General features: G+C 59.4%; 11 protein-coding genes. 10 read left to right on the forward strand and 1 reads right to left on the reverse strand.

Features of this window, described 5'->3' with window-relative positions; translation table 11 throughout:
* The first annotated feature begins 41 nt into the window (after nt 1-41).
* The 7 genes from glf to BMY91_RS03705 all read left to right on the forward strand — a co-directional run bounded on the left by glf (nt 42) and on the right by BMY91_RS03705 (nt 8,440).
* Nucleotides 42-1,226, forward strand: coding sequence for a UDP-galactopyranose mutase (gene glf / locus BMY91_RS03675; protein ID WP_090818384.1), 1,185 nt, complete (start codon nt 42-44; stop codon nt 1,224-1,226).
* Nucleotides 1,223-3,226: a glycosyltransferase gene (locus BMY91_RS03680; RefSeq protein ID WP_090818387.1), complete on the forward strand. Its 2,004-nt coding sequence runs from the start codon at nt 1,223-1,225 to the stop codon at nt 3,224-3,226. Before glf ends, BMY91_RS03680 begins: the two co-directional genes overlap by 4 nt.
* Nucleotides 3,227-3,228: 2 nt before the next feature.
* Nucleotides 3,229-4,086 carry an ABC transporter permease gene (locus tag BMY91_RS03685; protein ID WP_090818390.1) on the forward strand — a complete coding sequence of 286 codons (858 nt, stop codon included), beginning with the start codon at nt 3,229-3,231 and terminating at the stop codon, nt 4,084-4,086.
* A complete protein-coding gene (locus tag BMY91_RS03690) occupies nt 4,087-4,818 on the forward strand; it encodes an ABC transporter ATP-binding protein (RefSeq protein ID WP_090818393.1) in 732 nt (243 codons plus the stop codon). It abuts the gene before it with no gap.
* 74 nt (nt 4,819-4,892) lie between these two features.
* Entirely contained in the window at nt 4,893-6,992 is a 2,100-nt protein-coding gene (locus tag BMY91_RS03695; RefSeq protein WP_090818396.1) for a DUF6541 family protein, read from the forward strand.
* A 2-nt stretch (nt 6,993-6,994) separates the two neighbouring features.
* Nucleotides 6,995-7,480, forward strand: coding sequence for a GtrA family protein (locus BMY91_RS03700; RefSeq protein ID WP_090818399.1), 486 nt, complete (start codon nt 6,995-6,997; stop codon nt 7,478-7,480).
* 3 nt (nt 7,481-7,483) lie between these two features.
* A complete protein-coding gene (locus BMY91_RS03705; protein ID WP_090818402.1) occupies nt 7,484-8,440 on the forward strand; it encodes a glycosyltransferase family 2 protein in 957 nt (318 codons plus the stop codon).
* A 61-nt stretch (nt 8,441-8,501) separates the two neighbouring features.
* Here the strand turns inward: BMY91_RS03705 and BMY91_RS03710 are convergent, their stop codons facing one another.
* Nucleotides 8,502-11,945, reverse strand: a complete 3,444-nt coding sequence (locus tag BMY91_RS03710; protein ID WP_256212561.1) for a chitobiase/beta-hexosaminidase C-terminal domain-containing protein — start codon at nt 11,943-11,945, stop codon at nt 8,502-8,504.
* A 213-nt stretch (nt 11,946-12,158) separates the two neighbouring features.
* Between BMY91_RS03710 and BMY91_RS03715 the strand changes: the two genes are divergently transcribed.
* The 3 genes from BMY91_RS03715 (at nt 12,159) to BMY91_RS03725 (ending at nt 15,130) form a co-directional block, all read left to right on the forward strand.
* Complete coding sequence (locus BMY91_RS03715; RefSeq protein ID WP_090818405.1) at nt 12,159-12,956, forward strand: hypothetical protein; 798 nt, start codon at nt 12,159-12,161, stop codon at nt 12,954-12,956.
* Between the two features lie 86 nt (nt 12,957-13,042).
* Nucleotides 13,043-13,579: a hypothetical protein gene (locus BMY91_RS03720; protein ID WP_090818408.1), complete on the forward strand. Its 537-nt coding sequence runs from the start codon at nt 13,043-13,045 to the stop codon at nt 13,577-13,579.
* A 204-nt stretch (nt 13,580-13,783) separates the two neighbouring features.
* Nucleotides 13,784-15,130, forward strand: a complete 1,347-nt coding sequence (locus BMY91_RS03725) for a hypothetical protein (protein ID WP_090818411.1) — start codon at nt 13,784-13,786, stop codon at nt 15,128-15,130.
* Nucleotides 15,131-15,205: the final 75 nt, after the last annotated feature.

Here is a 15,205-nt window from a genome sequence, read left to right on the forward strand (position 1 = left end):
TGGGCATTTCTGTGCCCGCACGCCAATACACAGGAGAGTTTGTGAACGCTGATCTCGTCGTCGTCGGCTCGGGTTTCTTTGGCCTGACCATTGCAGAACGCGCCGCTACCGAGTTGGGGCTGAAGGTCGCGGTGCTTGATCGCCGCCACCATATTGGAGGAAACGCCTACAGCGAGAACGAGGCGCAGACTGGGATTGAGGTGCACCGTTACGGCGCCCACCTCTTCCACACCTCGAACGAACGAGTCTGGGAATATGTGAACCGGTTTACCAAGTTCACCAGCTACCAGCACAAGGTCTACACCAGCCACAAGGGCGAGGTGTACCCGATGCCCATCAACCTGGGCACCATTAACCAGTTCTTCCGTTCGGCAATGAGTCCGACTGAGGCAAAGGCCCTCATCGCTGAGCAGGCCGGCGAACTGGCCGGAACTGATCCTCAGAACCTCAACGACAAGGGCATTCAACTAATTGGCCGCCCTCTGTACGAGGCCTTCATCAAGCACTACACGGGTAAGCAATGGCAGACGGATCCGAAGGACCTGCCGGCTGAGATCATCTCGCGGCTTCCTGTTCGCTACAACTATGACAACCGCTACTTCAATGACAGCTACGAAGGTCTGCCTGTTGACGGCTACACCGCCTGGATCGAACGTATGGCTGATCACCCGAACATCGAAGTCATCCTGAACGCCGATTTCTTCGACGATGGCGAATACGGCAGGTCCTCGGTCCTCGGCCAGGTGCCGGTCATCTACACGGGTCCTGTGGACCGCTACTTCGACTACGCTGAAGGCGACCTTTCGTGGCGCACCATTGACCTCGAAGAGGAAGTCCTTCCCATCGAGGACTTCCAGGGATGTTCCGTAATGAACTACCCGGATGCCGACGCCGCCTATACGCGCATCCACGAATTCCGGCACTTCCACCCCGAACGGGACTACACCAAAGATGCAACTGTCATCATGCGTGAGTTCTCCCGTTTTGCGGAAAAGGGTGACGAACCGTACTACCCCGTGAACACTTCTGACGACCGCCAGAAGTTGCTTGCCTACCGTGACCTCGCCCGAGGCGAGAAGTCTGTTCTGTTCGGTGGGCGCTTGGGGACCTACAAGTACCTCGACATGCACATGGCGATTGGGTCTGCCCTTTCCATGTTTGACAACAAGATCAAGCCGCACTTCACGGGCGGCGCCAAGCTTGAAAGCGGGGGAGTGGACGCATGACGGCTACTACAAACGAAAGCCAGACGACTGCTATGACCACCACTGAAACCCGGACTTCGAGCGAAGATAACCTGCGCGTCGTACAGCGCGTGATCTTCCCCGCGAACCGCGACCTCGATACCCTTCCGCTGTACGTCGACCCTGACACCAACAAGGTGCAGAAGGAAGAAGGCGGAAGCACCGCCGTCGTACAAGCTGTTGGCATGGCGCGAAAGCTGCACCCTGAAGACATCCTTGACCGGGGCTCTGTGCTGGTTCGCCGCGGTGAGCGACTCTCATTCGGTTCCTACTTCAACGCATTCCCGGCCAGCTACTGGCGCAAGTGGACTGTCGCTACGAAGACCGTTCTGCATCTTGAAACAGAAGGCGAAGGGACGGTCATTGTTTACCGTTCCAACGCCCGGGGTGCCTCCCAGCGCGTCGACTCCATCCTCGTCGAAGGAACATCCAGCAATGACTTTGAGTTGACGCTGGCTCCATTCGGCGACGGCGGCTGGTACTGGTTCGATCTCATCGCCGGTGGCGAGGGCATGACGCTTAAAGGCGCGCACTGGTCTGTTCCGGATGAGGGGCGTCCCCAGGGCCGCGTCACGCTCGGTGTCACTACCTTCAACCGCGCGGACTACTGCCTTGAGACCATCAAGTCGATCGATGCTGACGCTGGTCTGCGGGAAATCCTGGCAGAGCTGATCATCGTCGACCAAGGCAACAAAAAAGTGGCGGACGAAGACGGCTTTGACGCCGTAGCCGAGTCGATGGGCGAGCAGTTGCGCATCATCAACCAGGGCAACCTCGGTGGCTCGGGCGGCTTCGCCCGCAACATGTACGAGATGGTCGTTTCCGACAAGAGCGACTACGTCATGCTGCTGGACGACGACATTGAGCTCGAAACAGAGGGTGTTATGCGCGCTGTGGCGTTCGCAGACCTCTGCCGGAAGCCCACCATCGTGGGGGGCCACATGTTCGACATGTACAACAAGTCTGTGCTGCACGCCTACTCCGAGGTGGTCAACTTCTACCGGTTCCTGTGGGGCCCCGTGGAAGGCTTGGGTAACCACGACTTCTCTGCCGCGGGCCTGCGTTCGACGCCGCAGCTGCACAGGCGTTGGGACGCAGACTACAACGGCTGGTGGATGTGCCTCATCCCCAAGTCCGTCGTGGAAACCATTGGCCTCTCGCTGCCTGTCTTCATCAAGTGGGATGACGCTGAGTACTCCCTGCGCGGACGTGCCGCCGGATTCCCGACGGTGACGCTCCCCGGCGCGGCAGTATGGCACGTCTCGTGGGCAGATAAAGACGACTCCGTGGACTGGCAGGCCTATTACCACGAGCGCAACCGGCTCATCGCTACGCTCTTGCACTCGCCGTTCCCCAAAGGCGGACGCATCCTGCGCGAGAGCCTGAACACCGACGTCAAACACTTGGTGTCCATGCAGTACTACCCCGAGCAGGCGCGCATCATGGCTTTGCGGGATGTTCTTGCCGGACCGGGCAACCTGCATGAGCAGTTGCCCACTACGATGCCCAAACTCCGGGCAATGCGCGAAGAGTTCCCGGACTCGCAGGTCAAGACCGATCCCGGGGCCTTCCCTGAGGTCTTCCGCAAGCGTCCGCCCAAGAAGCCCCAGTCCTACAAGCAGCCCGGGGCATTGGGTTTGCTTCCGTGGGCCGTGAAGACTGTCTTGAAGCAGACGTTGGCCCCCGTTCGCGACTCAGCCAAGGAAAACCCTGAGGCCCAGGTGGCCCATCAGGACGGCAAGTGGTGGAGCTTGGCACACCTGGACAGCGCGGTGGTATCCAATGCCGATGGCACGGGAGCTTCATGGCATCTGCGTGACCCCAAGATGGCGCGTCAACTGGTGGTCGAATCAGCCAAGCTGCATGCCCAGCTTTTCTCCAACTGGGAGACTCTCCGGGCTCAGTACCGCGAGGCACTTCCGGAGATCACCTCGATGGAGTCATGGCGGAAAACCTTTGATGCTTCGGAGCCCAGCAACTAGCGATGTCGAACTCCACTGATACTTATGCTGTTCCGGGGGTAGGTGCCGGACTGCTCGATGTTTACCGGCGCCGGTACCTCCTCAAACTGATTGTTCGCAAGGAACTGCGTGTTCGCTACCGAGGGTCAGTTCTTGGGCTGGCCTGGTCCTACGTAAAGCCACTTGTCCAGTACGTAGTCCTGTTCTTTGCCTTGGGCATTGTCCTGCGGGTTGGGGACCAGATTCCCAACTATGCGCTCTACATGTTCTCGGGTGTCATCGTCATTAACTTCTTCTCCGAAGCCTTTTCGAATGCCACGCGGTCCATTGTGTCCAACGCGGCGTTGGTGAAGAAGATCTATCTTCCCCGTGAGCTGTTTCCCGTGGCTTCAGTGTGGGTGGCGGCCGTTCACTTCCTCCCACAATTGATTGTCCTGCTCGCTGCCGCGTTGCTGAGTGGCTGGCATCCGGACGTCATGCAGCTCTTTGGCGCCCTGCTGGGCTTCATCATCGTTGCTGTAACGGCAACGGGCCTGGGACTGTTGGCGGGTGCCATCAACGTGTTCTTCCGGGATGCCGAAAACATCGTGGACATGTTGATGATGATCGTCACCTGGACATCGCCTGTCCTCTACGACTGGACCATGATCCGCCGTTTGGCAGCACCGTGGGTTCTGACGATTTACCAGCTCAACCCCATTACGGTCGCTGTGGAGCTGTTCCACTGGGCGTTCTGGTATCCAACTGTCGATCAACCCGTTGAACTCCCGCCTCACCTTTTGGTCACGGGATTCATCGGTTTGGGAATGGCAGCGTTGTTCCTTGTTATTGGCCAGATCGTCTTCCGACGGCTCGAGGGCCACTTTGCGCAGGAGGTCTAGATGGGCGCCGCAGTAATCGTCAAAGGCCTGAAAAAGACGTTCAACCTTCGCCACTCCCACTCCTTGAAAGAGACGCTCGTTTGGCTTGTCAAAGGCCGGAAGGGGGATCTCACCAAGAAGTTCGACGCCCTGCACGATGTCAGCTTCGAGATTCAACCTGGGGAGACTGTGGCCCTGTTGGGCTTCAACGGTTCCGGTAAGTCCACTCTGCTGAAGCTGATCTCGGGCGTTATCCTGCCTGACCAGGGAACGGTGCGCACCAAGGGCCGGGTAGCCGGCCTGATTGAGGTCGGAGCCGGCTTCCACCCGGATTTGTCCGGGCGCGAGAACGTCTACCTCAATGCCGCCATCCTTGGCATGTCTGAACAGGAGATCCACGAGAAGTTCGACGACATCGTTGCCTTCTCCGAAATTGAGCAGTTCATTGACACCGAAGTGAAGTTCTACTCCTCAGGGATGTTCCTTCGGCTTGCCTTCGCGGTAGCAGTCCATACCCAGCCTGATATCTTCCTGGTGGATGAGATTCTGGCCGTGGGGGACGAGCCGTTCCAGAGGAAATGCCTGGCCAAAATCAAGCAACTCTCTGATGAAGGCCGGACCTTGGTAGTGGTCAGCCACGACCTCGACATGATCTCTCGAATCTGTGACAGAGGTGTGGTGCTCTCTTCCGGTACTGTCCAGTTCGAAGGACCGGCAGACCAAGCCGTGGCTTGGCTGAGGGAACGCAACTAACCTGCAATTGAATTGCAATGAGTCGTCTGTCAACGGATGGCTAGTGGAAGCATCTAAGAAAGGCGATCGTAGGAATGGGTATCGGCCCGCTGCTGTTGTGTGTACTCCTGATCGTTGTGTTGTGGTGGGGCCCGGGTTGGATTCTTGGCGAAGCGCTGGGCGTCCGCCGTGTTTTGTTGCCCGTCGTAGCGCCCCTGCTGGGCATGGGTGTGCTGACGGTCATCGGGGTGATGGGCAATTCGCTCGGACTGAGTTGGCAATTGCTCCCGGTAACGGCCGTCCTGTTGCTGTTGGCCGCAGTCTTGTTTGGCCTCCGTCTTACACTGCGACGCTATTTCCCTGACAAGTTCGGGGCGCCGATCCGCACGCAGCCCAGCATCTTTGGCAAGCACAGGTTCGCGGGTTCGTGGTGGATTCTCCTGGCCGGTTTGGTAGCCGGGGGCGCCGTGGCAGCTGTGTCGTGGATTGTTGGTACGGAAGGCCTCCAAGGCATTAACCAGGACTGGGACATTCCGTGGCACGCCAACATGATCCGGCTGATCTCGGTGAACCACGAGTGGGACCCCAGCATCGCGGGAAACTTCGCCTACTACGACACAAATATTCCTGAGGCTCCGATCCGGAGCTACCCCATCGCCTTCCACGCCGTACTCTCCCTGTTCTGGCCGATGAGCGGGGTCAGCATTCCGGTGTTCCTCAACGTATTCGTCCTGGTGATGATGGCCGTGCAGTTGCCTCTGAGCACCATGGCTTTGACAATGCTGGTTACACGTCGTCCCATTGCTGTGGCAGCAGCCGCGGCAGTCTCAGGATGGTTTACGGTCTACCCCTACGACCTCTTGTGGCGCGGTCCGCTCATTCCGTTCTTTGCCGGCATGCTGCTTGTGGGTCCGTTCGCATTTTTGGCGATCAAGGGATCAGTGGAGCGGCAGAAGTTCTGGATTCCCGGTATCGCCTTCGGGGCTGTGGGACTCATAGCCGTTCACCCGTCCTTGGCTTTTGTCGTATTGCCCATTCTTCTCTTCTGGTTGGTGTCGGCCCTGATCCGCCGTAAAGGCAGAATTCTGGGCATTACCGTCTACCTGGCGGTTTCAGGCTTGCTGGCAGTCATTCTGGGGTTGCCCATTATTTCCCAGATGTTGAAGGAATCCGAGCGCGTATCAAAGCAGGTCTGGGCAGCGGACACAGACCGCAATGGCGCCATACAGAACATCATTTTCCTGAACCACGGATCGATGGCAATGCCCATCCTGACTGCCCTCGTGGCATTTGGTTGTCTGGCGGTCGTCCTGAGGATCAGGATGTGGTGGTACTTCGGCCCGGTGCTGGCTTTTGCCTTCCTCTCGGTTTACACCATGGGTACTGACAACCCGCGGTTCATGACCTTGACGGCTCCGTTCTACGACGACCAGTGGCGTATTTTTGGAATTTTGGTCATGCTTTTGGTGCCCCTCGCCGGTTTGGGAGTGGCCCAGCTGGCCGAAGCAGTCGCGTGGCTGGTCGCGAAGATCCGCAGCCGGTCGACCCACACAGCAGATCCGCGAAGGACAAGTCACGTGATCACCGCGGTGGCCGCTGCCGCGGTTCTCCTGGTCAGCGGGATCGCAGCCATTCCGTACTTCAAGCAGAATGCCCAGCGGATCAACATCAATACCAAGGTCGATGGCGCCACGCTGAGCGCTTCTGAGGTGGGACTCCTCAGCAAGATGGATCAGTACGTGCCGCAAGATGCCACCGTGCTCAACGATTCTTGCGACGGCTCCGTGTGGATGTATGCCCTCGGCAACCGAATGCCCATGATCCGGCACTTTGAGATCCTTCCGACGAATCGTCAGTTGCTGGTCCTGCAAAAACTTCCTGAATTGGCATCGGATGCTGAAGCGCGCGATGCCGCAGCTGAGCTGGGCATCGAATGGGTTTACATCGCTGACGGCCGGATCCGTGCATGGGATGAACCCAAGGCGGGGCTGACGCAGCCAGACTCCATTCCGTACCTTAAGCTCGTGGTGCGCGAAGGAAACGCTGCCCTTTACCAGATCGATTGGTCGCAGTTGCCAGGTGGCAAGGAGGCGTTCGACGCCGCCGCGAAGGACCGTGTCCAGCTCGACGGGGTTTCGGGAATCCTGGAGAACCGGAACCCGGACGGAATAGCACCGCTTGGAAGGATTTGCTGATCATGAAGGCTTTCGTGAAAAAGTTCATGGCATCGAGCCTGTTCAAGTTCCTGCTGGTCGGCGGTGCGAGCTTCCTCGTGGACCTTGGCCTACTGGCGCTGTGCTTCCAGGTATTTGGCTGGCCGTTGTGGTTGGCCACAGGCGCGGGGTTCTGGGGCAGCTTCTTCTTTAACTACTTCCTGCAGCGTCACTTTGCCTTCAACGGCGGAGGCACCGCGCTTGGCGGCGTGCTGAGGTACTCGGGGCTCCTGGCCTTCAACACCCTTGCGGTCATGGGCATTGTGGAGCTGTTCCAGTTCCTCGGAGCTGGGTACGTGGTGGGTAAAGTAGTTGCGACGATCGTGACGATGGGATGGAACTACTTCATTTACAAGCACTGGATCTTCCCGCAGAAGAAGCAACCGAAGAGCGCCAGCGAACAGTCAGAAGGCCCGTCGGAGACCGGCGCGCCAGCCCAGAAACTCACACCTAACAGCAGCGAAGGATAATCGATGTATCGAGGCGTTCGAATTGCCGCGGTAGTACCGGCCTATAAAGAAGAAAACCACATCGCGCAGGTCATCGAGACGATGCCTGACTTCGTTGATGACATTGTCATCGTTGACGACTGCAGCCCTGATGACACATCGGGTGCTGCCCGCCGTGCCGACGACGGCCGCGTCACCTTGATCCGGCACGAGGTCAATCAAGGCGTTGGCGGTGCAGTGCTGACGGCCCACAAGGCTGCCATGGAGCTGGGCTCCGACATCAACGTGGTCATGGCCGGCGATGCCCAGATGGATCCCAATTACCTTCCGCAGTTGCTGGACCCCGTTGTGGATGGTTATGGCTTCGCCAAGGCCAACCGTTTCTTCTCCGGTGAGTCCTTTGCGGGCATGCCCGGCTACCGCATTTTCGGTAACATCGTGCTGTCCTTCATGACCAAGCTGGCGTCAGGATACTGGCACATCTTCGATCCGCAGAACGGCTATACAGCCATCCGGACCGAAGTTCTCCGGCGCCTCCCCATGAACAAAGTGGCAGCCCGCTACAGCTTCGAAAACGATCTCCTGATCCACCTGAACATTCTTGATGTACCGATCGTTGACGTGCCCATCCCGGCGGTCTATGGCAACGAGGTCTCCAGCATCAAGCTTCGGAAGGTCATTCCCGAGCTTCTTTCCATGCTCTTTGGTGGCTTCTGGCGCCGGGTCTGGTGGAAGTACATGGTGTGGTCCTTCTCCGCGGTTGCTCTGCTGCTGATTGCCGGGCTCGTCCTCATTGTCATGGGCTTGGTGGCCGGCATCTGGGTGCTCGCTGCCAGCGTTGGGTCGCCTACCGCCGGGTCGGTGATGTTGGCTGTGGTGCCGTTTGTCCTTGGCGTTCAGATGCTGTTGGTTTCCCTCCAGCTGGATATTCAGGCGAGCCCCGACAGGCCCACCATGCATCCTATGAAGGAACGCAACTAGAAGTCTCTTGAAAGAGGGGAGGGCCCGGACGCTTGGTGTCCGGGCCCTCCCTTCTTCGTTGTCAGGGAAGGGAAGTGAAACCTCCCCAACCCCATCCGACTTGACTGCGGGACAGCCATCCAGATGTTCCGTTGCCGGGGTAGAGGAAGAGGTTTCCACCGGCGTCCCTGGCCAGGACGTCGTTCTTTCCGTCGCCGTTGAAGTCGCCCGGGCCGAGGATTGCGGTCATCCCGGTCCAGCCGCTTCCAACCTGGACCCGGGTCAGCCATCCTCCCGTACCGTTTCCAGGGTAGAGCCAGAGGATTCCTGACGTGTCCCTGGCCAGGACGTCGGTCTTGCTGTCGCCGTTGAAGTCGCCCGTGCTCAAGATTGCAGTCATCGAGTTCCAGCCGGTGCCGACTTGTGCGCTTGACGTGAAGCCTCCCGTGCCGTTTCCACGGTAGAGCCAGAGGATGCCTGCCGAGTCCCTCGCAAGGACGTCAGCCTTGCCGTCTCCGCTGAAGTCGCCGGGTGCAAGAATGAGCGTCATCCCGGCCCACCCTGTCCCGGCCTGAATCCGGGTCTGCAGCCCGCCTGCTCCATTTCCGGGGTACAGCCAGAGGATGCCACTGGTGTCCCGGGCCAGGATGTCGCTCCTTCCGTCACCGTTGAAGTCCTTGGTGGGGACGATTGCGTTCAACGAGTTCCACCCTGTCCCGAGCGATCGCTGCGTCAGCCATCCACCAGAACCATTGCCTGGATACAGCCATAGCGTGCCGCCGTTGTCGCGTGCCACGACGTCGTTCTTGGCGTCACCTGTGTAGTCCTTCCAGGTGTTGGCCGGTGGCGCCGTGACGGTGTACGCCTGGGTGACGATAGCTGAACTGTTGTTGGATGGGTCTACCGCAAAGTACTTCAGCGTCATGGCCGCCGTCAGGGTGATGGCTGCAGAGTACTTGTTGGCTGCCGTTGCGGTGGGATTTGTGCCATTGGTGGTGAAGTAGATGCTGGATCCCGGTTCGTTCACGGTGAGTGTGATTTGTTGGTTGGTGGGATAGCTTCCAGCCGGTGGCGTGACGGTGACCACTGGAGGCGTGGTATCCAGCACTGTGTAGGCCCGGGTGATGATGGGCGAGGCGTTGCCGTAAGCATCTACAGCGATGGCCTTCACCGTGGTGTTGGCTGTCAGCGCGAACGGTGCAGCGTAGGCCTTGGTGCTTCCTGCGGCCGCGGTGGCCGGCGTGGTGCCATCCGTGGTGTAGAAGATGCTTCCAGCTTCACTGGAGGACATAGTGACGAGTTGTCCCGATGCATAGCCGCCAGCAACGGGATTAACCGTGAGAACCGGTGCGATGTTATCCAGTACGTACGTTTGCGTTGACACTGCGGAGGAGTTCCCCGCGGTGTCCCGCGCGAAGTACTTCAGTGTCATCGACGTCAATGGAATGGGACCTGAATACACAGGACTCGACGTTGTGGGGGTGGTGCCGTCCGTTGTGACGTAGATGGTGGCCGCCTCATTGACAGACAAGGCCACTGACTTGTTTGCCGCGTACGTTCCTCCCACAGGATCAACGGTTACTACCGGGGGAGCAGTGTCAGGGGCAAAAACAGTGACGTTCCTTGCCGCCGTGGTGACGTTACCGGCGTTGTCCCGGGCTTCCACAGAGAAGGTGACCGGTCCACTCGGAACGTTGGTGTATGCCTTGGGCGATGTGCATGCCGTGTAAGCGTTGGATCCGAGTTTGCACCTGAACCCCGCAATGTCCGTGGACGACGATGTAAAGGTGAATGAAGGCGAGATGCCGACTGTGGCACCTTCTGCCGGAGCAGTAATGGATACCTGTGGAGCGGTCAGATCGGCCGTCACAGTGACGGATGCCAGCGCACTGACGTTGCCGGCCATGTCCGTGGCCCGGACCCGAAGGACATGTTGACCCGCGGTTGTGAGGGCGATGACTTGCCCGTTGGTGCATGCGGTGAATGTGGTGGGGGAGTCAACCGAGCATGCCAGGGTGGAATCCGGGTCCGAGGTGACGCCAAGGACGGGCGAGCCGTTCACGGTTGCTCCGGCCGCCGGCGAAGTAATGACCGGTGTGGTGGGAGCCGTGGTGTCGATCGTGAAGGCACGCGAGACAGGGAGCCCCGAAGGTGCTGCCCGAACCGAGAACGTGTAGCCGCCATTGGCCAAGGCGGTTGTCGGGGTGAACGTTCCGCCCGAGCAAACCTGCCAGACCGGCGTCGCTGAGCTCAACTGCAGGCTGCATTCGAGGGCGCCGCCAGGCGGAGTTGAGGCTACGGCAAACGTTGGCGTGGAATCGTTGGTGAAAGCCGGGTTGGCAGCTTGGGTTCCATTTGCCGCCGTCGGACCGCTGACGATGGACGGTACCACTCCACCGAGCGTCAGCATCCTGCCCCGCTCTGCCGGCTTGGCCGGATCCAGCTGTCCGGGATCCTCCATGACCAGTACCTTGCCGTCCCGCATGGCCAGGCCGCCGATCTTGCTGAATCCGAGGGCCCACTGATTGTCTACGGTGTCGGTGCTCAGGTCGATGCGTGAGATGGTGTCCTTGCCGGCATCGGCGGTGGTGGTGCCGCCGCCCGTTCCTGTGTAGAGGACCAGCGGTGACTGCCAGTCGTAGTAGATGGCTGTGGGCTTTCCGACGTTATAGAGGGGCGCGGGCACAAAGTTGGTCAGGACTCCGTCGTCAGGAGCCGTAAAGACTGTCAAACCTGACGTTTCGGCGACGTATACCACCACGTTTCCGGCACTGTTGCGGTGCGTGGCAGCAAGGCTGAGTGAACTTGAGTTGACCGAAGCGATTGATTCGATGCTCGGGTGGAGCGCCGTGGGATCCACCATCTTCACGATTGACCGTGCATTGGCAAACGACAAGTAGATGTTGCCATCGGGGCCGTCGCTGACGGCGTTCGGCCGAAGGTCGCCGTCGAAGATCGTGAGGGCGCCGTGATATTCGAAGACGCCACCGTCCGGGTTCCAGAGCGCGCGTACGACGTCGGAACTTCCGACGGCGGCATCCGGAATGAACGCGATTTCGTCGCCATCGCCGTGGTTGGCAGGGGTCGGATCAATCATTGCAGGAGTGCCCGGCAAGGCGGGTCCACTCCCGTGGCCAGGCAAGGTTCCCCCCAAGCAGGTGCCGGTCTCGATGCCGCCCGCTGTGGAGCCGGAAGTCTCGGTCACACGGCAGAAACCGGCGCGGGAGTCTGAAACCCACAAGCGACCGTCAGGGTCCACCAGGGTGCCGGCAGCTTTTGTCAGACCGGTGGCCACCGTTTGACGTGCTTGATCTGCGAAGGCCGGGCCAGCGCTGAGTATGCCGGTCAGGGCCGCCGTAGCCAGGCTGGCGGTGGCGAGGATTGCCGTGATTTTGTGACGATACTGTCCGCCGGGAACCGCACTGATGGCGGAGGGCGGGGGAGTCTTATGAGAGGTTCTTGAGCGACCGGCGAAGGCAAGACATGCCAAACCAAGCTGAAGAACACTGCGATTGCGCGTGTCCACCGAGGGATCCCCACTTCATTCGGATGCTCCCCAGCTCCGCATGCATTGGTTATTCGCCCCACGCCGTTTCCGGCTGCGTCTTAGTACATCTTCCCCCAATTTTCACATTTGTCACTAGTAAATTTTCAGCAGGTCATTGTTTGGACGATTTTGTCCCGGGGCAGCATCTTGACCACGCATCGACAGCCCCGCACGATTGAGGTGGAGGTCACAATGCGCAGACTGTTCCCGGTGGCAGTGTCTATGGCGATGCTGTTGGCCGCCTGCTCGGCTCCTTCGCCCCAGCCTTCCGTCGGCCCCACGACGCCGGCACCGACAAGTGCCAGCGCAACAACGCAACCCAGCGCTTCGCCGTCGTCCGTCCCGGAAAGCAGCGGTACTGCCGAGGGCCAGCTGTCAGCGGGTGACGACGAACCGGGGCGGTTCGCCTACCGGTGTACGAGCCTTGATGCTTCGCCGGAAGTCCAGTTGTCGAGTCTGGCCGAAGTCTGGGCCGCCTCAAACTACACGCGAATGGACTCTTGCGAAGTTACCTTCGAAGGAGGCGGATCCTTTGTGCCCACACCCCGGGAAGCTGAAGCCATCGAGGCAACAGCACCCCAGGGAGCAGCGGCGGACGACGGATTGGCAGCGATGCTGGACGTTCTCCGTTTGTGCACCCGGGTGAGCGACGAGACCGGGCCCGGCGGATTCGCGGAAGCAAACCACGGCACGTTGCTCGCGGCTGCTGCATTCTGTCCCGAGGCTCCCCAAGGAAAAATCATCGCAGCATGGGCAGACGGCTCACGGATCGGTGATGGCAGCCACGTTGTGGGTGAGTCCTTGAAGCCTGGCACGGTCCAGCTCGTGAAACCCGGTGCGTCAGCCAATGAATGCAACTGGTCTGTCACTGGTTCGGACGGTTCAGTGATTGCCGGCGGTGGATTGGCAGACGCGGGCAAAAACGTGGATCTGGAAACCGGCCAAAACTTTACTAGTGACAAATGCGGAATTTGGGGGAAGATGTACTAAGACGCAGCCGGAGACGGCTTGGGGCGAATAACCAATGCATGCGGAGCTGGGGAGCATCCGAATGAAGTGGGGATCCCTCGGTGGACATGCGCAGGCGCAGTGTTCTTCAGCTCGGTGTGGCAACTCTTGCCTTGGCCGGTTGTTCAGGAACCAAAGTAGATACTTCCCAACCAGCCGCACTCGATGTGGTTCCTGTCGTCGCCAGTGACGACAAAGTTCCCAAGGAGCGCCCGGAACCCCTGATTCGCTACCAATTCACGTGTAGTGCTGTGGACGGCAGCCTCATCGGCAAATTCTCGAGCCTCGAAGAGGTCTGGGCGTCGACACGATACATGCACGTCACCGATTGCCAGGTGGCTTACGTTGGAAGCGGACCGCATGTTCTGACTGCCGAGGAGACAGCAGCCGTCAATGCGGCCGTGGCAGCGGGCGCGGCCCCAGGCCAGGCGTCCGAGCTATGCCTCCGCATTATCAGAGCGTGCACGCGGACGGATCACAGGACGTTGGCGGCGTCTCTCGCGGCCTACGGGATACCTGTGGTGAAGGGCGCCCTGACGCTGGCCCCCTTGGCACCACAGGCGGCACTGCTGACCCGATGGCTCAAGACCGCGGTACCTGGATAGGTAATGATTCCCGGCCCTCATTTTTCGGTCCGGCCAATCGCTTGACAGGGCGATTTTCCTTCCATCCATCCACACAAAAATGCGGGATCACATGGTCTAATGAAGGTGGTCTCACGTATTGGCTGTTCAGCGTAATTGGGAAACTGACTTTGTTTGGGGGCAAACGAAGATCACCCGTCGCGCACAATCAAGGAGTGATCTTTTATGGCGTTTAGAGTTGGAACTGCAAGCGCTGACATAACGCCGTCGCTGAGCACCAATCCGTATATGGCCGGATATGGCTCAACAGATGGCGGACGCGAGGCCACCAGCAGTTCACCGTTCGAGCCCCTCTATGCTCGGGCAATCCTCATCTGGGAAGACGCCCATCCCCACATCATCATCAGTTTGGATGTCCTGGCACTGCCAAGAGCCATGCACCAGCGGATTCGTGACCGGATCATCGGGCTTGCGGATTGGTCCAGCAGCGACATCCTGATTCAGGCGACGCACACGCACAACGGACCTGCACTCATTGACACCCTTCATCCCTTCATGGCCTATGGATTGGCGGACCTGGGCTTGGTGCGGTCCTATAGCGATGACCTTGAAGACACCATTGTTGACCTGGCAGAGGAAGCCTTGAATGCGGACGAAACGGCGGTGACTTTCGACTACAAAGTTTCAACCCAGAATTTCTCTGCCAACCGCGTGGGACTGCCTTACACGGAAACGGCTGTTCCCATCCTTGTGGCGCGCCGCGGCAATGGAACCCCGGCTGCGGTGATTTTCAGCTACGGTTGCCACCCCATCAGCGCTGGGCTGCGCACGTTGTTTGACGGAGATTTTGCGGCCGGTGCGTGCAATTACATCGAGAACCGGAACGACGATTGCTTCGCGATGTTCATCCAGGGTCCAGCGGGTGACCAGGACCCGGGAGGTGTCCGGAGCTGGGAACTCAGGGACCAGCACGGGGACGCCCTCGGGGCGACGGTGCATTCGAACATGCAGTCTGCAGGGCGCGCACTCAGCGGGCCCATGGTCACGAGGTACCAGGAAGTCCAATTGCCATTGGACATCACCCCAACGGCCGGAAACCTCGCCGCGGTCCGGGCATCCTATGTTGCCCGCCTGGCCAACCCCAACGGCCAGCCCCAGTGGTACCAGAGGCATGCGCAAGTGATGATAGGGCGGATCGACAGCAACAGTTTTGACACCGCTGTGCCATCGCCATTCCAAGTCTGGAAATTCAACGGCAGCCCGCAATTGAAGATTGCCATGATTGGTGGGGAACTGGTGAGTGGATACGCTGCCTACTTCCGGGGCAGGAACGGCGGAACCAACGGAATTATTGTTGGTGGATATGCCAATGAATCATGCTGCTATATACCGAGTAACGAATTCTTCCCGCCGTCCATGCCCCTGGGCAGCTACGAAGGTGGTTGGGAACCTGATTTCCCTGGAATAGCGGGCGGTTCGATGACCGTCTACGGTCACTTGGCGCATTTCAAAGCAGGTGCCAATGGGGTGGAAACCACGCTGGTGAATGCGATGAATGCATTGCTTGCATAAATAGCTTTCCTTCAACTCATGCAAAGGGCCCGTCCACGGAAGAAATTCCTTGGGCGGGCCCTCTGTGCTCTATCC

This window comes from Arthrobacter sp. yr096, from assembly GCF_900108925.1.
Classification (GTDB): domain Bacteria; phylum Actinomycetota; class Actinomycetes; order Actinomycetales; family Micrococcaceae; genus Arthrobacter.

Bases quoted from the DNA above. Each gene is read 5' to 3' on its own strand.
- BMY91_RS03695 (WP_090818396.1), top strand. From the start codon at position 4,893: ATGGGTATCGGCCCGCTGCTGTTGTGTGTACTCCTGATCGTTGTGTTG.
- BMY91_RS03705 (WP_090818402.1), top strand. From the start codon at position 7,484: ATGTATCGAGGCGTTCGAATTGCCGCGGTAGTACCGGCCTATAAAGAA.
- BMY91_RS03700 (WP_090818399.1), top strand. From the start codon at position 6,995: ATGAAGGCTTTCGTGAAAAAGTTCATGGCATCGAGCCTGTTCAAGTTC.
- BMY91_RS03685 (WP_090818390.1), top strand. From the start codon at position 3,229: ATGTCGAACTCCACTGATACTTATGCTGTTCCGGGGGTAGGTGCCGGA.
- BMY91_RS03690 (WP_090818393.1), top strand. From the start codon at position 4,087: ATGGGCGCCGCAGTAATCGTCAAAGGCCTGAAAAAGACGTTCAACCTT.
- BMY91_RS03715 (WP_090818405.1), top strand. From the start codon at position 12,159: ATGCGCAGACTGTTCCCGGTGGCAGTGTCTATGGCGATGCTGTTGGCC.
- BMY91_RS03680 (WP_090818387.1), top strand. From the start codon at position 1,223: ATGACGGCTACTACAAACGAAAGCCAGACGACTGCTATGACCACCACT.
- BMY91_RS03720 (WP_090818408.1), top strand. From the start codon at position 13,043: ATGCGCAGGCGCAGTGTTCTTCAGCTCGGTGTGGCAACTCTTGCCTTG.
- BMY91_RS03725 (WP_090818411.1), top strand. From the start codon at position 13,784: ATGGCGTTTAGAGTTGGAACTGCAAGCGCTGACATAACGCCGTCGCTG.